The 19509-nt window shown below is 71.4% G+C and carries 18 protein-coding genes; 7 read left to right on the top strand and 11 right to left on the bottom strand.

Features of this window, described 5'->3' with window-relative positions; all coding sequences use genetic code 11:
- Nucleotides 1-24: 24 nt before the first annotated feature.
- From EDF31_RS00750 to EDF31_RS00770, 5 genes are all read right to left on the bottom strand, one after another.
- Nucleotides 25-741, bottom strand: coding sequence for an NYN domain-containing protein (locus EDF31_RS00750; RefSeq protein ID WP_131844825.1), 717 nt, complete (start codon nt 739-741; stop codon nt 25-27).
- A gap of 150 nt (nt 742-891) precedes the next feature.
- A complete protein-coding gene (locus tag EDF31_RS20445) occupies nt 892-2088 on the bottom strand; it encodes a peptidoglycan DD-metalloendopeptidase family protein (RefSeq protein ID WP_131844826.1) in 1197 nt (398 codons plus the stop codon).
- 123 nt (nt 2089-2211) lie between these two features.
- Nucleotides 2212-2688, bottom strand: a complete 477-nt coding sequence (locus EDF31_RS00760) for an SRPBCC domain-containing protein (protein ID WP_131844827.1) — start codon at nt 2686-2688, stop codon at nt 2212-2214.
- Entirely contained in the window at nt 2685-3119 is a 435-nt protein-coding gene (locus EDF31_RS00765; RefSeq protein ID WP_131844828.1) for a metalloregulator ArsR/SmtB family transcription factor, read from the bottom strand. Before EDF31_RS00765 ends, EDF31_RS00760 begins: the two co-directional genes overlap by 4 nt.
- Before the next feature lie 78 nt (nt 3120-3197).
- Entirely contained in the window at nt 3198-3953 is a 756-nt protein-coding gene (locus EDF31_RS00770) for a helix-turn-helix transcriptional regulator (protein ID WP_131844829.1), read from the bottom strand.
- A 76-nt stretch (nt 3954-4029) separates the two neighbouring features.
- On the opposite strand from EDF31_RS00770, the gene EDF31_RS00775 reads away from it, so the two are divergent.
- Together EDF31_RS00775 and EDF31_RS00780 are read left to right on the top strand one after the other, a co-directional pair.
- Nucleotides 4030-4848 carry a sulfite exporter TauE/SafE family protein gene (locus tag EDF31_RS00775; protein ID WP_131844830.1) on the top strand — a complete coding sequence of 273 codons (819 nt, stop codon included), beginning with the start codon at nt 4030-4032 and terminating at the stop codon, nt 4846-4848.
- A gap of 104 nt (nt 4849-4952) precedes the next feature.
- Entirely contained in the window at nt 4953-6773 is a 1821-nt protein-coding gene (locus EDF31_RS00780) for a gamma-glutamyltransferase (protein ID WP_207896121.1), read from the top strand.
- Between the two features lie 124 nt (nt 6774-6897).
- On the opposite strand, the gene EDF31_RS00785 is transcribed toward EDF31_RS00780, so the two are convergent.
- Nucleotides 6898-7941: an NAD(P)-dependent alcohol dehydrogenase gene (locus EDF31_RS00785; protein WP_131844832.1), complete on the bottom strand. Its 1044-nt coding sequence runs from the start codon at nt 7939-7941 to the stop codon at nt 6898-6900.
- 176 nt (nt 7942-8117) lie between these two features.
- On the opposite strand from EDF31_RS00785, the gene EDF31_RS00790 reads away from it, so the two are divergent.
- Together EDF31_RS00790 and EDF31_RS00795 are read left to right on the top strand one after the other, a co-directional pair.
- The gene (locus tag EDF31_RS00790; protein ID WP_123339114.1) at nt 8118-8558 is read left to right on the top strand and encodes an OsmC family protein; all 441 of its coding nucleotides are present in this window, start codon (nt 8118-8120) and stop codon (nt 8556-8558) included.
- A 113-nt stretch (nt 8559-8671) separates the two neighbouring features.
- The gene (locus EDF31_RS00795) at nt 8672-10201 is read left to right on the top strand and encodes a threonine/serine exporter family protein (protein WP_131844833.1); all 1530 of its coding nucleotides are present in this window, start codon (nt 8672-8674) and stop codon (nt 10199-10201) included.
- Nucleotides 10202-10265: 64 nt separating this feature from the next.
- Here the strand turns inward: EDF31_RS00795 and EDF31_RS00800 are convergent, their stop codons facing one another.
- Nucleotides 10266-10949, bottom strand: coding sequence for a TetR/AcrR family transcriptional regulator (locus EDF31_RS00800; protein WP_131844834.1), 684 nt, complete (start codon nt 10947-10949; stop codon nt 10266-10268).
- 178 nt (nt 10950-11127) lie between these two features.
- On the opposite strand from EDF31_RS00800, the gene EDF31_RS00805 reads away from it, so the two are divergent.
- Nucleotides 11128-11445 carry a hypothetical protein gene (locus EDF31_RS00805; RefSeq protein ID WP_123937293.1) on the top strand — a complete coding sequence of 106 codons (318 nt, stop codon included), beginning with the start codon at nt 11128-11130 and terminating at the stop codon, nt 11443-11445.
- 90 nt (nt 11446-11535) lie between these two features.
- On the opposite strand, the gene EDF31_RS00810 is transcribed toward EDF31_RS00805, so the two are convergent.
- Nucleotides 11536-12462, bottom strand: coding sequence for an SDR family oxidoreductase (locus EDF31_RS00810; protein ID WP_123294855.1), 927 nt, complete (start codon nt 12460-12462; stop codon nt 11536-11538).
- Nucleotides 12463-12660: 198 nt separating this feature from the next.
- Between EDF31_RS00810 and EDF31_RS00815 the strand changes: the two genes are divergently transcribed.
- On the top strand, nt 12661-13377 hold the full coding sequence (locus EDF31_RS00815) for a hypothetical protein (RefSeq protein WP_131844835.1): 717 nt from the start codon (nt 12661-12663) through the stop codon (nt 13375-13377).
- A gap of 1 nt (nt 13378) precedes the next feature.
- Here EDF31_RS00815 and EDF31_RS00820 read toward each other — a convergent pair whose 3' ends face one another.
- From EDF31_RS00820 to EDF31_RS00830, 3 genes are all read right to left on the bottom strand, one after another.
- Complete coding sequence (locus EDF31_RS00820) at nt 13379-14161, bottom strand: endonuclease/exonuclease/phosphatase family protein (protein WP_131844836.1); 783 nt, start codon at nt 14159-14161, stop codon at nt 13379-13381.
- 34 nt (nt 14162-14195) lie between these two features.
- Nucleotides 14196-15689: an LCP family protein gene (locus tag EDF31_RS00825; protein WP_123294852.1), complete on the bottom strand. Its 1494-nt coding sequence runs from the start codon at nt 15687-15689 to the stop codon at nt 14196-14198.
- Between the two features lie 88 nt (nt 15690-15777).
- Nucleotides 15778-17130 (bottom strand): MFS transporter, encoded by a 1353-nt coding sequence (locus EDF31_RS00830; protein ID WP_123294851.1) that lies wholly within the window; start codon nt 17128-17130, stop codon nt 15778-15780.
- Nucleotides 17131-17239: 109 nt separating this feature from the next.
- Here EDF31_RS00830 and EDF31_RS00835 point away from each other — a divergent pair, with 109 nt between their 5' ends.
- Entirely contained in the window at nt 17240-19486 is a 2247-nt protein-coding gene (locus EDF31_RS00835) for an FAD-dependent oxidoreductase (RefSeq protein WP_131844837.1), read from the top strand.
- Nucleotides 19487-19509 lie beyond the last annotated feature (23 nt).

Raw genomic sequence — 19509 nt, forward strand, 5'->3', positions numbered from 1 at the left:
GCCGTACACCCCCGGATGTCTCGACTACCGGGCGCGAAGCCCCGCCTCTGGCGGGGCTTCTGTACTTCTGGCACGCCAACTCTTCGGTCGCGTGATGACACCGTGAACGTCCGCGATCCTGTCGGGCAGCTGCGAGTCGCGCATGACGGCCGCCCGAACGTGACGTACATGGTCGGGCTCCAGTGCGAGGAGACTCCGCGCAGGGGAAGGGCTCGGGCACATGAGCCCGATCTCGACGCCACCCCTTTCGCGGACGATTCGCAGTGCGTCGACGAAGTCGGAGTCGTTCGACAGGACGAAGGCCGCGTCGACCAACCCGTCCATCGCATCGCAGACCAAGTGCGCAGCCAGACTCACGTCCGACCCCTTCTCCTCGATCTTCCGGACCCGCACAGTGCGCGGGGAACCGTCGTCGTCCAGTTCGAGCGGACTCTTCGCCATCCATCGCCGATCGGAACGGAACGTGCCGAAGTGCGTGGTGACCGCGGGGAGTGTCGCGAGGGCGCGCAGGTAAGCGCTCTGCCTGGAGGGCGCCGCCGGATCTTCCCCTTCGACGAAACGCACGCGCGCAGTGAAGTACCGCACGAGGACGACCTCGAAATCCGGGAGGAGCGTCTCGCTCAGCTTGCGGACGTCCAGCCACCGGCAATCCGGCCGGTGTTCCAGGGCGCGGCGGTAGAGATTGAAGCCGTCGATGTACACAGCAGCCCGCGGTTTGCGGCCGACCTCTTCCACACCCATCGGGACAGTCTGTCATGTGATGTTCCACTCGATGGAGTGAGCGTTCGCCGGGTGCGGGGCGCCCGCACTTCGTGAGCAGCAATGGTCGGGTGCCCGAAGGCGGCCCGACCATTTCTGCTCACGAAGCGGTACGCCGCCAGCGCTCCCGGATCAGCGGAAGTGCATGTTCTTCAACGGGTCGACGAGCGTGCCGTTACGCCGCGTCTCGACGTGCACGTGCGGGCCGGTCGACTGCCCGGTGTTGCCGGACTTCGCGATCTCGGAACCGAGCTTCACGATCTGGCCCTTCTTCACCTCGATCTTGCTGAGGTGGGCGGTGAGCACCGCGGTCATGCCGTAGGTCACGACGATGTAGTTGCCGTACGAGGCGTCGTTCGCCACGGTCTTGGTCACCTCGCCGGTGCCGGAGCCGTACACCGGGGTGCCGACGGGCACGGGCGCGTCGGTGCCCTGGTGGTAGCGCGGGACGTGTCCGGCGCCACGGTCGTCGCCGTACTTGCCGGTGATCTTCGTCCCGTTGACGGGCCATGCCAGTCCGGTGACGGGTCGGCTCGACCAGACGCGGGTGTCCTTGGCCCCGTAGAGCACGACGTTGCCGTCGACCTGCACGAGCAGGTTGCCGGAGCCGGCCGTGCCGGTGCGCGAGGTCCAGAGCGCGACCTTCTTGCGCGATGCGTCACGGGTCCAGATGACGAAGTTGCCCTTGGACTGCAGTTCGGCCCAGGCGCCGGGGTGCCCGCCGGTCCGCGACTGCCAGACGACGCGGCCGCTGACCTTCTGCACCAGGTTGCCGTCGGTGCGCATGTTGAGGATGCGTGTGTTCGTGGTGTCGGAGCGCAGCACGGTGCCGCCGAGGAGCGTGTTCCCCGAGGCGACCCGGTCCTGGTAGGTGGTCCAGTTCACGACGACGGACTTGCCGGCGAGCAGCGCCATGGTGCCGTCGGCGCGGATCTTCAGCGCCGTCGAGTTCACGGTGCCGGCCGAGGCCCAGCGGGCCAGACGCTTGCCGTTCTTGGTGATGTCGAGGGCACGGTTCTTGCCGACGACCGCGATCGCACCGGGGGAACCGGCGGTGTTCGAGGCCCACAGCACGCGGTTCCCGATGCCGTACTCGACCAGGTTGCCGTCGCCCTGCATGATGAGTTTGAACTGGCCGTTCGGCGACGTCACCTGGTCGCCGGGGTTGATCTTGGTGCCGGCGGGTGCCGATCCGACCCACACCGCCGACGCTGCGGCGGGTTCAGCGGTCGCGACGAGGGCACCGGCGGCCAGGGCCAGCACCGTGAGCGCGCCGGCGAAGCGTGGGAGTCGGCGCGCACGTGCGACGGTCGACGGAGTGGTGGTCATGGATCCCCTGACTCGGAACCGACCACGCCCCTGCGCGGTCGTTCGGCGCTCGCCCTGTACGAGTCACCGAACGATGTTCGCTTTTCTGCGCGGGGCGCACAACCCCTTGACAGGGGGGTGCGGCTACGGCTGCTGGAGGAACTCCTTCGGTGTCGCCAGCAGTGCTTCGAGCTTGTGGAACGACTGCGTCCAGCCGGCGATGTTCATGTCGCGCATGAACTCGGGGAAGGGTCCCTGCGTCAGGGTGACGATCGTGCCGTCGCCGTCCTCGGCGAACTCGAGCGTCAGGGACAGCGCGGTGCCGTCCTCGACCCCCGGGATGCCGTGCGCGGTGGAGGTGCCGACGATGATCCGGTTCTCCTCGATCTGCTCGAGGGTCGAGGTGACGGGCGACGACCACTCGGCGTTGTCGTTGCTGACCATCGTGAGGTTCCAGGCGCCACCGACTCGCGCGTCGACCTCGACGGTGGCGACGGGGACGTGGAAGCCGAGGGGCCCGAACCAGAGCGCGAGCAGGGCCGGGTCGACGAACGCTCGGTAGACGTCGGCGACGGGGTGGGCGAAGCGGTGGGTGGCGTGGGCGGTGAACTGTTCGGTCATGACTGCTCCTGCGGATCGACGGTGAAGGCGGAACTGGCGGAACTGGCGGAACTGGCGGAACTGGCGGAACTGGCGGGTGGGGCGGTGGACGGGCTGCCCACCGGGGCAGGCGTGCGCTGGGCGGCGAGCAGGGCCTCCAGGCGGTCGAACCGGCGGTCCCAGTCGGGACGCAACCGGCCCAGCCAGGCGCCGAGCTCGTCGACGGCCTCGGGCCGGAGACGACACGTGCGCCACGTGCCGTGCCGCTCGCGCGTGATGAGGCCGGCGCGTTCGAGGACGCCGAGGTGCCGCGAGATCGCCGGGGCGCTGACGTCGAACGGCTCCGACAACTCGGAGACGGTCGCCTCACCCTTGCCGAGCCGTTCGACGATGCGCCGTCGGATCGGGTCGGCGAGCGCCGACAGGACGACGTCGGTGTGGTCGGGTTCCATCGTCGCCTCCTCGGTGAACCAACCGGTTAATTAACCGATGCGTTCAGTATGCGCGCCCTTCCGCGGGGGCGCAAGGCCTCACCGGAACCGGGACGGCGGGGCCCCGAACGCCTTCGAGAAGGCGGCGGTGAACGCCGCGGGGGTCGCGTAGCCGAGTCGGCCCGCCACCTCCGTCACGGTGGCGCGTCGCAGGGCCGGGAGGCTCGACAACAGTCGCGCACGCACCCGCCAGCTCGCGGACCCCACCCCCGTGGCCGCACGGAAGTGGCGGTCGAGGGTGCGTTCCGAGACGGCCGCCGCACGCGCCCAGTCGGCGTTCGTCACGTGGACGTCGGGCTCGGCCAGGTACGCCCGACACAGGTCGCGCAGGACACCCCGTGGCGGCAGCGAGACGCTCAGCGGGATCGGTGCGACGCGCTGCAGCTCGTGCAGGGCGAGCCGGACGAGGGTGCCGTCCCGGCCGCCGTCGTCGTACGGCACGTCGAGCGCGTTGGCGGCGCGCAGCACCTCGCGCAGCAGGGGCCCGACCTCGACGACGGTGCACCGTGTCGGCCACCAGGGCACGGCGTCCGGCTCGACGTACAGGCTCCAGGTGCTGACGTCGAGCATCCGGACCTCGTGGGGCACCCCGGGCGGGATGAGCACGGCCCGGTCGGTCGGCACGGTCCACGAGCCGTCGTCGGTCTCGACGAGCATGACGCCGCTCGCTCCGTAGAGCAGCTGCGCCCGTCGGTGCTCGTGCCGGGCGAGCAGGTGGTCCGGCGGGTAGTCGGTGCCGATCGGCAGGACGTCGAACGGCTGGTGGTCGAACTCGGAGACCGGGACGTTGCGCACACGACGAGGCTAGGTCTCGAAGGAACCTGCCGCACACCCGATCGTCCGCCGTGGTGATCCCCGCTGGGATGGAGGCATGTCGTTCATCGTGCTCGTGGTCATCGGGGTCCTGGTCGGGGTCACCACCGTCCTGTTCGGGTTCGGCGGTGGGTTCGTCACCGTGCCGATCATCACCGTCGCCGACGCAGCCCTCGGTGGCGACGCCGTCCGGGTGGCCACGGCGACCTCGGCCCTCGTGATGCTGGTGAACGCCGCCGTGGCCACCGCCTCGGCCCGGCGCGGCGCACTCGCGCCGCTCCGGGGCCGTTCGTCGCTGTTCGTCCTGCTCGGGGTCGGCGGCACGGTCGGGGTGCTCGCCGCACGAGAGGCACCGGACGCGCTCCTGCGCTGGGGCTTCGTCGTCTACCTCGGGGTCACGGTCGCCGACCTGCTCCTGCGCCCGGGCTTCCTGCGCAGCTCGGCGACGGATCGCGCGGTCGCGACCCGCGGCCGTGGACGCGACCACGGACCGACCCGTACCGGCGTACCGACCGCCACGGGCCTCCCGATCGGTGCGGTCGCGGCGTTCCTCGGCGTCGGCGGCAGCGTGGTGACGGTCCCGATGCTGCGCCGGTCCGGTGCCACCATGACGGCGGCGACCACGCTGGCGAACCCCCTCACGCTGGCGATCACGCTGCCCGCAGCCGCGGTGACCATGCTGCTGCCAGCGGTCGTCCCGCACGCCGCCGGACTCGTCGGCGCCGTCGACGTCCGGGCAGCCGTGGCCCTGCTGGTCGGCGCGATGCCGGTCATCGTGCTGCTCCGACGTCGCCCGCCGCACCTGCCCGAGGTCGTGCACGCCTGGGGGTACGTCGCACTGCTCGTCGCAGCGGGGATCGTCGTGGCCCTGGGCTGAGCAGGGAACCCCGGGGAGAGGATGGGTGCATGCCGACGCCGAACCCCGCCTTCGTCCCGCCCGCCACGCAGACCTCGCGCCCGGACCTGCAGGGCACGTTCGGCATGGCGGCTGCGACGCACTGGATCGCGACCGCCACCGCGCAGTCGGTGCTCGAGCGCGGCGGCAACGCCTTCGACGCAGCCGTCGCGGGCGCGTTCGTCCTGCACGTGGTCGAACCGCACCTGAACGGCCCGGGCGGCGACCTGACGGCGGTGTTCGCGACGGCGTCGGACCCGACACCGGTCGTGCTCGTCGGCCAGGGGCCGGCACCGGCCGGTGCGACGCCCGAGCACTACCGCGCCGAGGGCCTCGACCTCGTCCCCGGCTCCGGCGCGCTCGCCGCCACCGTCCCGGGTGCCGTCGACGCGTGGCTGCTGCTGCTCCGCGACCACGGCACGTGGGAGCTCGCCGACGTCCTCGCCCCGGCGATCGGCTACGCCCGTGACGGCCACCCGGTCGCAGCCGGGGTGGTCCGCACGATCACCGCCGTGCAGGGCCTGTTCCGTGACCACTGGCCCACGTCCGCCACGCAGTGGCTGCCAGGAGGCACGGCGCCGGTCGCCGGGGACCTGGTGCGCAACGAGGCGCTGGCCACAGTGCTCGACCGGCTCCTCGACGCCGGTGACGGCTCCGGCAGCCGGACCGCCCGCATCGACGCCGCACGGAGCGAGTGGGCCGAGGGCTTCGTCGCCGGGGCGATCGACCGCTTCGTGCGGGAGCCCCACCGACACGCGTCGGGTAGCGACCACGCCGGGGTCATCCGTGCGTCGGACCTGGCTGCGTTCCGGGCGTCGTACGAGCCGGCGGCGACGGCGGAGTTCCGCGGCTGCACGATCGCGAAGACCGGGCCGTGGGGCCAGGGTCCGGCGCTCCTGCAGACCCTGCGACTGCTCGAACCGTTCGACGACGCACTGCTCGACCCGTCCACGTCGGTCGGCGCACACACCATCGTCGAGGCGCAGAAGCTCGCCATGGCCGACCGCGAGGCGTTCTACGGCGACGGCGACGTCCCGCTCGACGTGCTGCTGTCCGACGCGTACACGGACGAGCGGCGTGCGCTGATCGGCGAACGGGCCTCGGCCGAGCTGCGACCGGGCACGATCGCGGGCGTCGAGCGGACGATGCCGCCGGCCCGGACGGCGTACTCCGCCGGCGACGGCGCTGGTCTCGGTGAACCCACGGTGCAGGTCGCGCGGGACGCCGAGCGCGCGCCGGTCGCCGAGCGCGCGCCGGTCGCTCCCGTTGCCCCGGTCGAGGACCGCGGCGAGCCGTTCGTGGCCCCGGACGGCGAGACCCGGGGCGACACCTGCCACATCGACGTCGTGGACCGCTGGGGCAACATCGTCAGCGCGACGCCGTCCGGCGGCTGGCTGCAGTCGTCGCCGACGATCCCGGAGCTCGGGTTCTGCCTGGGCACCCGGCTGCAGATGACCTGGCTCGAACCGGGCACGGCGTCGACGCTCCGCCCCGGCGAGCGCCCGCGAACGACCCTGACGCCGACCCTGGTGCTCCGTGACGGCGTCCCCGTGGCCGCGGTCGGCTCACCCGGCGGCGACCAGCAGGACCAGTGGCAGCTGCTGTTCCTGCTGCGGTGGATCGTCGGCGGGTACACCCCGCAGCAGGCGATCGACGCCCCGGCGCTGCACACGACGTCGTTCCCGGGGTCGTTCTGGCCGCGCACGTGGGAGCCGGCGGGGCTCGTGGTCGAGGACCGCCTCGGCGACGACGTCATCGCGGAACTCGAGGCACGCGGTCACGTCGTGACCCGCGCCGGCGACTGGAGCCTCGGACGGTTGTCCTGCGTGACGCGGGACCCGGCGACGGGCGTGCTCGGCGCCGCCGCGAACCCACGCGGTGCCCAGGGCTACGCCGCCGGCCGCTGACCCGCGCTGGTTCCTTCCCAGGACACCCGCGCTGGAAAGCGGAATCGGGCGTACCTGGTCAGAACTTCCGACCAGGTACGCCCGATTCGACCAGCTACGCCGCGAGGCGCCCCGCGTCAGAGCGTCAGAGCGTCGGGACGACGACCGCGCGGCCCGACAGCTCGCCGGCCTCGAGCTTCCGGTAGGCCTCGAGTGCGTCGGACAGCGCGTACCGCTCCACGTCGGGGACGATCTGCCCGGCGCGGTACATCGCGACGACCTCGTGCAGGTCCTCGATCGTGCCCCAGTAGGTGTTCGTGATCGTCGACTCGTACGGCGTCGCGAAGAAGTTCCACTCGGTGGTACCGCCGGCGATCCCGACGACGGTGAACCGACCACCGACGGCCATGGACGCCTGAGCGACCTTGATGGTGGGCGTCGCTCCGACGAAGTCGAACGCGGCATCGACCCCGCGGCCGCCGGTGATCTCGCGGATCGCAGCGGCCTGGTCCGGCCCGCCGGGCACCGTGATCGCGCCACGGGCGGCAGCGCGGTCCATGGCGTCCTGCTTCATGTCGGTCGCGATCACCGTGGCGCCGGTGAGCGCGGTGAGGATCTGCACGGCGATCTGCCCGAGGCCGCCCAGCCCGACGACCAGCGCGTACTTGCCCCCGCCTGCCAGGTTCGGCAGCGCGTTCTTGATCGCGTGGTACGGCGTGAGTGCGGCGTCGCTGAGCGGTGCGGCAGCGATCGGATCGGCATCGCCGAGCGGCACGAGGTTGCGAGCGGGAACGCTGACGTACTCCGCCATGCCGCCGTCGCGCCCGAGACCGATGCCCATGTACGGGTTCGTCGCGGCGTTCTCGCAGTAGGTGTCCTGCCCCTTCGAGCAGTACGAGCAGTGCCCGCAGCCGACCGGCCCGTAGACCAGGTAGGCGTCGCCCTCGGTGAACCCGGTCACGCCGTCACCGACGGACTCGACCCAGCCGGAGTTCTCGTGCCCGAGGACGAACGGGGGCTGCTGCGACCCCGGAGCACCGGCGGCGAACTCGCGGTACACCGCGACGTCCGAGTGGCACGCGCCGGCACCTGCGACCTTGAGGAGCACCTCCCCCGGACCCGGGGTGGGCTTCGGGACCTCCGTCAGGGACGGGAAGGTCTGGTACTGCTCGAACACGACGGCGCGCATGATGGGTCTCCTTTGAACACCATCACGCTACACCTGTTGTTGTGGGCAACACCTGTCGCTCAGAACCGCGAAGCCTGCGTCTTCGCCGTGAGCCGGTTGCGAGAACGAGCGTTCTCCGCTTGACTCGGCTGCGACGGTCCCGTTCGGGTCCGATCCCCCACACGAAAGGAGCGGCCATGCCCACGCGCACCGCACGCACCGCCTGGAACGGCGGCCTCAACGACGGTTCCGGCCAGGTCGAACTCTCCAGCTCGAAGGTCGGCACCTACGACGTCTCGTTCCCGAAGCGCGCCGCTGACGAGGCCGGTGGCAGCACCAGCCCCGAGGAGCTCATCGCCGCCGCCCACTCGGCCTGCTACGCCATGCAGTTCTCCGCCGTCCTCGGCGAGGCCGGCGGCACGGTCGAGGCCCTCGACGTCAAGGCCGACGTCTCGCTCGGCCCGGACTCGGCCGGCGGCTTCAAGCTCACCGGCATCGCCCTGACCGTGCACGGCGAGGTCACCGGCATCGACGAGGCGACCTTCCTGAAGGCCGCCGAGGACGCCAAGGCGACCTGCCCGGTCAGCAAGGCGCTCACCGGCGTCGAGATCACGCTCGACGCGACGTTCGAGCAGTAGTCAGGTCGCGTCCGAGACGCGACCGACCACCTGACGGGAGGCCCGGTGCCAGCTGGCACCGGGCCTCCCGTCCGCTCTGGTCGCGTCCAGATCGCGACTGGCACCATGGTCGGATGGCCGAGCAGCACTTCCCCGGCGAGCCCAAGCCGGGGCGCCCACACCGGCCACCCCGCCCCCGACGCCGCAGCCTGGCGCAGCACGACCTGCGCGACGCCCGTGCCCGACTGCGCGGCACGATCTACGAGCACGTCGAACCCGACGCCAAGGGTCGCGACCAGTACACCGCCGCCCAGATCGTCGACTTCTGCCTCGACCTGGCCGAGGTGATGCTCGCCTCCGGCGCCGACACCCGCAGCGTCGAGACCGCCGTCGTCGCGGTGTCGACGAAGTGGAACCTGGCCCCGCTCGACCTCGACTTCTCCGGCAGCTCGGTGACGCTCCAGTACGCGCCGGCCGACATCCCGCCGCTCGTGAAGGTCCGGACGGTGAGTTCCGACGGCTCCGACCTCGACCGGCTCGCGCGCGCGAACCAGATCGTGGACGACCTGATCCACGACGAGCGGGACATGACCTCGGGCGTGAGCGCCCTCGTGGCGGTGCTGCGGATGCCACCGCGCTGGCCCACGTGGCTCGCCGACGTCGGGCTCTCGATCCTGGGCACCTCGATCGCGATGCAGGCCGGTGGCGGGTGGCGAGCGGGCATCGGTGCCTTCGTGCTGATGTTCGGGATCATCCTGTCCGGGCGCTGGCTGACCGGTCGTGGCTACCCGCAGTTCTTCGTGTCCGGGGCGCAGGGAGCGGTCGCGTCGGTGATCGGCACCCTGGCCATCGGAGTGGGCGTCCTGCACCCGGCGGGTGCCGCCACGATGGTGGCGGCGCTGGTGGTGCTGCTCCTGCCGCACGTCTCACTCGTGACGTGGGCCCAGGACGCGATCTCCGGCTTCCGTGCGATGGCGGTCGCCCGGGCGTTCTACATCGGCTTGGTCATCGCCGCCATCGTCGTGGGGGTGCCCGCGGGGATCGCGATGACGAAGTGGCTGCACCTCGAGGTCGACCCGTCGGGCATCGTCACCCAGGCGCTGCCGTTGTGGGTGTCACTCTCGCTCACGGTGGTGTCGGCCGGGGCGAACTGCTTCGTGCAGCAGGCCAGTGCGCGGGTGATCCCCGTCGCCGTGGTGTTCTCGGTGGCCGCGGGGGCCTCGCTGTGGGGACTGCGGCAGCTCGGCCTGCCGCTGCTCGGCGCGACGTTCCTGGCCGCGGTCCTGCTCGGTGTGCTGTCCACCTACGCAGCGGCGCGGATGCGGACCGCGGTCGCGGCGATCGCGGTCCCGGCGTTCTGCGGAGCGCTGCTGCCCGGTGTCGCCGTGTCGAACGCACTGCTGAACTTCATGTCGGGCTCGTCGAGTGCGGCCCTCGACTTCGTGGCCGCGGTCTCCGTGGCGCTCGGGATCGGCGCCGGGCTCGTGCTCGGCGGCCTGTTCGCGACACCTGGTGCGCGCCGGGCGCTTCGGCGGACTCGTCGGGTCGTCGTGCACTCGGTCCACAACGACACCACCGCGCTCCGGGTCATCCGCGACACCGGGTACGACCCCGGCGACGGGTCGGTGCCGCGCGGGTCACGGTCGGCGCCGGACGGACGCTGACGGTGCGGCGCCCCGGACGGGCGCTGCCGGTCCGGCGCTCCGGACGGGCGCTGACGGTCCGGGCTCAGATGTCCCAGCTGCCGTCGTCGCCGTCGCTCCACGTCGCGTGGCGACGGGCGGCCTGCGGCTCGTAGCGCTCCATCCAGCCGCGCTCGAGTCGGGCCACCGCACGGTCGAACGCCGGCACCAGGTCGAGATCCGAGCGGAGCAGGGCCTGGAGCTGCAGCCCCTCGTACAGCGCGATGAGCTGCTCCGCGCCGCGACGGGGTTCCATGGTGTGCGGGGCGCGGCCGACGGCGATGTCGTGCTCGAGGCCGCGCTTCACCTGGGCGTAGAAGAGCTGGTAGCGCGACCGCAGGTACGTCGCCATCGGGTGCTCGGGGTTGCCCGCGACGGACAGCAGTGCGACGAGCAGGCGCATGAGCGCGGGGTCCTCGGCGTTCGACGCGACGATCGCGCGCAGGAGCTCGACGGTCGAGCCGTCGCCGACCTCGCGGGTGACCTCGTCCATCCGACCGCCGTTCCAGCGGTCGACGGCTGCGAGCACCAGGCCATCCCAGGACGGGAAGTGCTGTTCGAGCTCCTCGACGGAGATGCCCATCCGCTCGGCCACGTGCACGGCGCGTGCTTCGTGGAAGGGGACGTCACGGAGCAGGTCGACGGTGGCCCCCACGATCGTGATCCGGAGGTGCAGGGTGGCCGCCGCGGCCGCTGCGGCCTGCGTGTCGGCGCTGGTGTTCTCGAGCATCGTGCCCTCCGTCGTTCCACGGACGTCCTGTCCGAGGTCGCCCCGACCCGGGGCACGTCCATCCAAACGCAGATCGGGGGACAACAGAATCCCCGGTACGGGTGTCAGCACATGGGGGGACACGGACACCGGCACCACGCCCAGCGCGTTCGCACGGATCCGTGTGACGATGCCGGGCATGACCCCGAACGACCCCACCGCACAGGGACTCGCGACGATGGCCTCGGCCGGCTTCGAGTTCGGCGGTGACCCGGAGCAGGTCGCGCACGACGTCCGCGCGATGTGGGAACAGCTCGGGCGGCCCGCGGGCGCGTTCGGGGCGGCGGCCCAGGCGATCGCCGTGCTGCCCCAGCGCCCCGAGGTGCCGATCGCCGACCAGGCCCGCCGCCGCGCGTTCGAGCACGCGATCGGCATCAACCCGGTCGAGGTCGAGCTCGCGGCAGCACTGTCGGCGCGGGAGCTCCTCGAGCGGATGGCGCGCGCGGTCACCTGCTGACGTCGCCACGGCCCGCAGACGGGACCACCCGGACGACGGGAGGCGCGGTACCCACCGGCACCGCGCCTCCCGTCAGCCCGCAGCGGCGCCCTACGGCGTCGGCATCCCGCCGTCGACGTGCAGCGTCTCGCCCACGACGTACGACGACTCACCGCTCGCCAGGAACACGTAGGCCGGCGCGAGCTCGGCCGGCTGGCCCCAGCGGCCCAGGTAGGTCTGCTCGCCCGCGGACGGCAGCGCCTCGGGCGGCTGCCCGCCGGCCGGCTGCAGCGGCGTCCAGATCGGCCCCGGTGCGACGGCGTTGACGCGGATGCCCTTCGGTGCGAGCTGCGCAGCCAGGCCCTTCGCCAGGTTGTTCACGGTGGCCTTCGTGGCCGCGTAGTGCACCAGGTGCGGCGACGGCGCGTAGGCCTGGATCGACGTCGTGTTGATGATCGTGGAGCCCGGCTGCAGGTGCGGCACGGCGGCCTTCGTGATCCGGAAGGTCGCGTAGGCGTTCGTCTTGAAGGTCTCGTCGAACTCCTCGTCCGAGATGTCCTCGATCGAGGAGACGTTCTGCTGCTTGCCCGCGTTGTTCACCAGGATGTCGATCCCGCCGAGCTGCGCGACGGTGTCGGCGACGATCTGCTCGCAGACCGCGAGCGAGGTGATGTCGCCGGGCAGCGCGACGGCCTTGCGGCCGGCTGCCTCGATGAGCGCGACGATGCGGTCGGCGTCCTCTTGCTCCTCGGGCAGGTACGAGATCGCGACGTCGGCGCCCTCGCGTGCGTAGGCGATGGCGACCGCTGCGCCGATGCCGGAGTCGCCGCCGGTGACGAGGGCCTTGCGGCCCGTCAGCCGTCCGGAGCCGCGGTAGGTGTCCTCGCCGTGGTCGGCGGGGACGTTCTCCGCCATCTCGGCGTCGGTGCCGGCGCCCTCGAGGTACTGCTCGTCGGGCTTCTTGTCGGCGTACATCTTCGTCGGGTCCTGCATGGCGTATTGGTCGAGCCCTGCCTGGTCGTTCTGCTGGTCCGTCATGCCGCCGACGGTACGCAGGGGCGCACCACGGGCCGTCCAGGAGGCTGTCCCCCGGCGCGCGGTGCGGCCAGCGTCCGCCGGCCGCACCGGTCCAGGGCCGCAATTGCGTCTTCCTCGTTTGTCACGGTCCGGTGACGGCCAGGACCCGATTCGGTAACACCTGTCGTTCTGGACGGATCAGGGTCGTACCGTCGAACGGTGACCCCTCGGACCCTGCTGGCGCTCGGCGCTGCCGTGCTCGCCTTCTCGGCCGGTGCGCTGGCGCTCGACGGCACCACCGGGCTCGGTGCGGACACCGCCGTGGCGGCGGAGACGTCGCACGACGCCGCTCCGGTGCACGTGTCCAACGCGAAGCTCCGGCGGGTCGACTCCATCGAGCTCGACGCCGAGTCCCTGGTGCTCCGCAACGGCGGGAAGACCGTCGTCGAGTCGTCGATGCGCGACTCCCGGTTGACCGTGAGCCTGCTCGACCGCCTGCTCGGCACCCCGTCGCGCACGCAGACCGCCGAGGGCGACGGCGGCGCGTGCTTCCCGGCCGGCACCACCTACACGTGGGGCGGCGCCATCCGGGTCGCGGCCCTGACCACCGATGCGCAGGCGGGCAACGCCGTCGAGGTCCGTGTGCTGCGCGACCAGGTCCGCAGCCGGCTCGGTGCACGGATCGAGCTGACCGGCCCCGGCGGCGTCCAGGTCGGCGACGACATCGCCGACGAGATCGCGGACGCCCCGCGCTCCGAACGGGTGTCCTTCGGCTCCGACGACTTCCGCGCGTGGCAGTTGCTGCTGCGTGCAGGCTGGGGCTCCTCCGACGACCACGACTCCTCCGGCACGAACGGCGTCTCGGCCCTGACGGACGACACCACGGTCACGGTGCTCGGCTCCCCGATGCCCGTGCACGCCCAGCGGAGCTGCTGACTCACACGCGGATCGTCGCGATCACCGGGAAGTGATCGCTCGCGAACCACGTCTCCGGCCCGTCGTGGTCGATGACGACCTTTTCGACGCCGGCGACCCCGCGGGTCAGCACCCAGTCGATGCGCTCCCCGGTGTCCACCGGCGGCTGCCAGTCGTTGAACGTCGCCGTCCGGTCCCCCGGGTCGCCCGCGAGCAGCCAGGTGTCGTCGAACCCGGCGTCGGCGAAGACCCGTGATGCGGTTCCGGCGCCGGCCGGCTCGTTGCAGTCCCCGGCGACGATGACCGGACCGGTCTCCCGCGCGAGCCGTTCGACGATGAGCGCCGCGCTCTTCCCGCGCACCTCGTCGCCGTGCTCGCCGAGTTCGTGGTCCAGGTGCGTGGTGAGCACCGTGACCGCCGGCCCGTCGGTGTCCAGGAACACGGCGTGGTTCGCGATGCGGGGGAACAGGCTGCCCCACGTGTTCGAGACCGGTTCGTCCGGGGTGTCCGACAGCCAGAACGACCCCTCGTCCGTCGGTCGGAACCGGTCGCGTCGGTAGAACACCGCCGGGTGCTCCCCCGCGGTGCCGCCCTCACGCCCCTGTCCGACGTCGGCATGGTCCGGCAGCCCGGCGCGCAGGTCGTCGAGCTGGTGCGCGAAGGCCTCCTGCACGCACACCAGGTCGGGGTCGTGCCGGCGGATGACGTCGAGGAGCACGGGGAGCCGGGCCGGCCAGTCGTGCTCCGGATCCGGGTTCTTGATGTTGTAGGTCATCAGGACGATCGGACGCGTTGCGCTGCTCACCCCTCGAACCTAGCGACCCGGTCCGGCCACGGCCTCAGTTGATGCAGGTGCCCTCGGTGCCGTAGTTGTGCACGTCGGTGGACTTCGGCGCGGGTTCCTTGGACGCCTGCTTGCTCGGCTTCGACCCGGAACCGGTGCTCGCGGGCTTCGACGCGGTCGCGCTCGGCTCGCTGGCGGCCTTCGCGGTCTTACCGTCGGTGCCGAGCACGAGCGTGACGCCGGTGACCGCGCTGGTGCGCACGGGGACGGCACCGGGCACGGCTGCCGCGATCGCCTTCGCCTGGGACTCCTGGCCGGCGGGGTACTGCACCTGCGTGGCCTTGGTGGTGTCCGAGGAACCGGCCGGTGCGACCTGGAACCCGCGGCTCGTCAGGACCTGCCCTGCCGCGGTCGCGGCACCCTCGACGCCGCTGCCGTTCAGCACGGTGACCGAGGTGTTGGCCGGCTGGGCGCGACCGGCCTTGGCGTAGGCCTCCGGTTCGCCGACCAGGCCCTGCACGAAGGCGGGCAGCCCGACGGTGTCGACCTCGACGATGGACAGCGCCGAACCGTTCACGTAGATGGTCGGCGTGCCGAGGGTCGGGATCGTGGCGGACTGGATGTTCGCGGGGCGCAGGTTCCGCATCTGCGAGGCGAGGTCGATCAGGTTGGTGTCGGTCTGGATCGATCCGCCGACGGCCTTGAGGATGTTGCCCATCTTGACCGGGTTCAGCAGCGTGCCAGCGGAGGTGACCTTCCGGGCCTCCTGCGACAGGAAGTACTGCTGGCGGACGTTGCGGTCCAGGTCACCGTTCGGCAGGCCGTGGCGCTGCCGCACGAAGGACAGCGCCTCCTTCGCGTTCAGCGAGGACTTGCCGGCCGGCAGGTCGACGCCGGAGTACGGGTCGTTGGTCGCCTGGTTCAGGCAGACCTCGACCGGGCCGAGCTCCTTGACCACCTGGTAGAAGCCGAGCAGCGAGACGCGCACGTAGTGGTCGATCTGCAGGCCACTCAGGTTCTCGATGGTCTTGATGAGCATCTTCGCACCACCGGTGTCGCCGCCACCGTTGAGCGTGCCGTAGTAGAAGGCGCTGTTGAGCTTGCCCTTGCCCACGTCCGGGATGTCGACGTACGAGTCACGAGGGAACGAGATCATCGTCGCCTGCGTGCCGTCGGCGTTGATGTGCAGGACGATCATCGTGTCGGTGTTCGTCGCACCGCCGTCCGACGTCGTGCTGAGTTCCGCCATCTGCTCGGGGGTGGCGTTGTCCGGCCGGTGGTCGTCGCCGACGAGCAGGATGTTCTGCGCCTTGCCGTCGACGTCGTCCTTCGTGTCCTTCTTGCCGGTGATCGCGTTGACGATCGTGACCCCGCCGGACAGCTGGTTGTACGCGTACGCCGCGTAGCCACCGCTCAGCACGACGGCCATGGTGAGCACGCCCGCGATCGCCGGGAACACCACACCCGCTCGTCGCTTCTGGCGCCCGTGGCGCGGCGTCACGGCACCGCGGCGCGCGGGCTCCGTCGTCTGCTCGGGTTCGTTGCTCACCGGGAAACCATAACCGGAGCGCGCGCAGGGGACATGGAATCCGCCTGGAAGGTCACTCCACAGCCCCTGCGACCGGCCCGCGCTCGACTCACTCGGCGACGAGTCCCTGCTTGTTCGTCTCGCGCGCCCGGAGCACCGTCACGCCGGTGATCGCGGCGGCGGCCATCACGTAGAAGGCCGGCGCGAACGTGTTGCCCGTCGCGCTGATCAGCCACGTGGCGAAGTACGGGGTGATGCCACCGAAGAGCGCCACGCTGATGTTGTAGGCGATGCCCATCGACCCGTAGCGGATGGCGGTCGGGAACAGTTCGGCCATCGCGGCGCTCACCGCCCCGTCGAACGCGGCCATGAACAGCCCGAGCAGCACCATCGCGGCTGCGGCGGCCCAGAAGTTGCCGGCGTCCATGAGCATGAGCGTCGGGTAGGTCAGCACCAGGAACCCCGCGCACCCGGCGAGCATCACGGGTTTCCGGCCGATCTTGTCCGACAACAGCCCGAAGAACGGGACGAGGCCGGCGATCACCAGGAAGCCGATGACGACGACCCCGTACGAGACGAGCGGCGAGTACCCGAGGTCCGCCTGCAGGTACGAGGGCATGAACGTCTGCAGGATCCAGTGACCGACGGCCTTGAGGACGACGAACCCGACGCAGAAGAGCAGGGCCTTCCACCCGGTCCGGAGCGAGCGGCGGAGCGGGTTCTTCGCGAGTTCCCCCTTGGCCTTGAGCGCGCGGAACTCCGGGGTGTCCTCGAGCTTCGTGCGCAAGTACAACCCGACCAGACCGAGCGGCACCGCGACGAGGAACAGGACACGCCACCCCCACGACTCGAGCGCTCCGTCCCCGGCGATCGCCGTGAACAGGAAGACCAGGCCACCACCGACGATGAACGCCGCGAAGCCGAAGACGTCGATGAAGCTCGTCACGAAGCCGCGCCGGTTCGACGGGGCGTACTCGGCCAGGAGCGTCGTCGCCCCGGCCCCCTCGCCACCGGCGGCGAAGCCCTGCACCAGCCGCACCACGACGAGCAGGATCGGTGCGAGCATCCCGACGCTCTGGTACGTCGGCAGGATGCCCATCACGGCGGTCGCGCCGCTCGTGATCAGGATGACCGTGGCCAGCGTGGTCTTCCGGCCGACCCGGTCACCGAGCGACCCCCAGAACAGCCCGCCGAGCGGACGCATCACGAAGCCGGCACCGAACACGGCGAAGGCCGACAGCAGTGCGACCTGCGGGTCGCCCTGCTTGAAGAAGTACAGCGAGATGACGGTCGCCAACGTGCCGTAGAGGCCGAAGTCGAACCACTCGACGAAGTGTCCGACGCCCGCGGCGACGATCACCTTCCGCATGCCCTGGCGGCGTGCGTCGTCGCCCAGGGCCACCTGGACGTCGGGGGCGGTGGCGGCATCGACGCTGGGTTGCGTCCGGGTTCCGTCGCTCATGGGTGGGGCCTCACACTTCGTTGTCGAGAATTCGTTGACGATAGCACTCGCCGGGCACACATTGCCACACAGTGGGAAAGACACGCCACCGAGTGATACCGTTCCGACCATGCAATCCCGTGAACAGCACCACGACGTCGTGGTCGTCGGCGGCGGTCTCGCCGGTGTCAGCGCGGCCGTCGCCGCCGCCCGCCTCGGCTCGAGCGTCGCCCTCGTCACCAACCGGCCGGTCCTCGGCGGCAACGCCTCGAGCGAGATCCGGGTGTGGGTGGTCGGCGCGACGGCGCACGGCACGCAGCGGTTCGCCCGCGAGACCGGGATCATGGGCGAGCTCTTCCTCGAGAACCAGTACCGGAACCCGCAGGGCAACGCGGTCTACTGGGACCAGGTGGTGCTCGACCTGGTCCGGGCCGAGCCGAACGTGCACCTCCACCTCAGCACCGACGTCCGGACCGTGCAGACGACGGACGACGCCGGCGGCGCACCGCGCATCACCGCCGTCACGGGCTGGACCATGGGATCCGAGATCGAGACGACGTTCACGGCACCGGTGTTCCTCGACTGCACGGGCGACGGCCTCGTCGGGGCCCTCGCCGGCGCCGAGTACCGCATCGGGCGCGAGGGCCGCGACGAGCACGGAGAGGAGTGGGCGCCGGAAACGGCCGACGACGAACTGCTCGGCAGTTCGATCTTCTTCTCCACGCACGACACCGGCCGCCCCGAGAAGTTCGTGCCGCCGTCGATCGCGAAGGACCTCGGCACGACACCGATCCTGGCGAACCGGGCGATCCGGACCGGCGACAACGGCTGCAACTACTGGTGGATCGAGTGGGGCGGCGAACTCGACACCGTCGCCGAGAACGAACGCATCCGCGACGAGCTCTGGGGCGTCGTCTACGGCATCTGGGACCACATCAAGAACTCGGGGGCGTTCGACGCGGACACCCTGACGCTCGACTGGGTGGGCGCGATCCCCGGCAAGCGCGAGTACCGCCGGTTCGTCGGCGACCACACCCTGACGCAGCAGGACCTGCTCGAGCAGCGCTCGTTCCCCGACACGGTGGCGTTCGGCGGCTGGTCGATCGACCTGCACCCCGTCGAGGGCGTCTACGCCGAGACCGCCGGCGCCCAGCAGCGGTACACCGACGGCACCTACGACATCCCGTTCGGGTCGCTGTACTCGGCGAACGTGTCGAACCTGCTGTTCGCCGGCCGCGACATCTCCGCGTCGCACGTCGCGTTCGGGTCCACCCGGGTGATGGCCACCTGCGCGGCCCAGGGGCAGGCAGCCGGCACCGCCGCGCACCTGGTCGCCCGGCACGGCACGACGCCACGGTCCCTCGGCACCGAGCAGATCGCCCTGCTGCAGCAGACCCTGCTGCGCGAGGACGCACCGGTCATCGGGGTCCGCGCCGACGACCCCGCCGACCTGGCCCGCACCGCCCGCATCACCGCGAGCAGCGAGCTGACCACGATCGACACGACGCCGTTCGCGACCGCCGACCGCTTCGACCTGGACCGCCACGTCGCGATCCTCCTGCCCGCCGACCCCGCGCTCGGCGAGTTCCGGCTCCGCACCGAGGCGGACGACGACACCGACCTCACCATCGAGCTCTGGACCACCGGCAAGCCCCAGAACTACGCCCCGATCGACCACGTCCGCACGCACACCGCACACGTCGCCGCCGGACCGGGCGAAGCAGTGGTCGACCTGGACTTCCACCCGGACGCACCGTGCAACGCGGTCGTCGTGGTCCGTCGGCAGCCCGGCGTCCGACTGGTCCTGACCGACGGCCACCCCTACGGCGTGATGGCCCTGCGCGCCCGGGCCGCCGACGACGAGCAGTTCGACGACCACATCCCCGAGGAGTCCGGACAGCCCGTGACGGACTGGGAGGCGCGCGCCCTGCGCGGACACGCGTTCGCGTTCACCGCAGCCGGCGAGACGGACGCGTGGCGGGCCTCCCGGGTCAGCGACGGCCACCAGCGCCCGTTCGGCGGACCGCACATGTGGTCGTCCGACGCGGGTGCCGGCGCAGCCGTGCTCTCGCTCGACTGGGCGGAGCCCGTCGACGTCCGCCAGGTGCGCATCGTCTGGAACGACGACGTCGACGCCGACCTCATCAACCTGCACCACCACCGCACCCCCTGGGACGCCGTGCCCACACTCGCCCGCGACTACCGGATCGAGGCGTGCGTCGACGGGACCTGGCGGACGCTCGCCGCGGTCGACGCGAACCGACACCGCCATCGCATCCACGACGTCGATCCGGTGCGCACGGCCGCCCTGCGGGTCGTCGTCACCGCCACGAACGGGTCCCCGTTCGTCACCGCGAGCGCCGTGAAGGTCTCCTGACGGCCGCCGGGACGGGCCAGAAT

Origin of the sequence: Curtobacterium sp. PhB142 (assembly GCF_004341255.1) — a bacterium.
Classification (GTDB): Bacteria; Actinomycetota; Actinomycetes; order Actinomycetales; family Microbacteriaceae; genus Curtobacterium.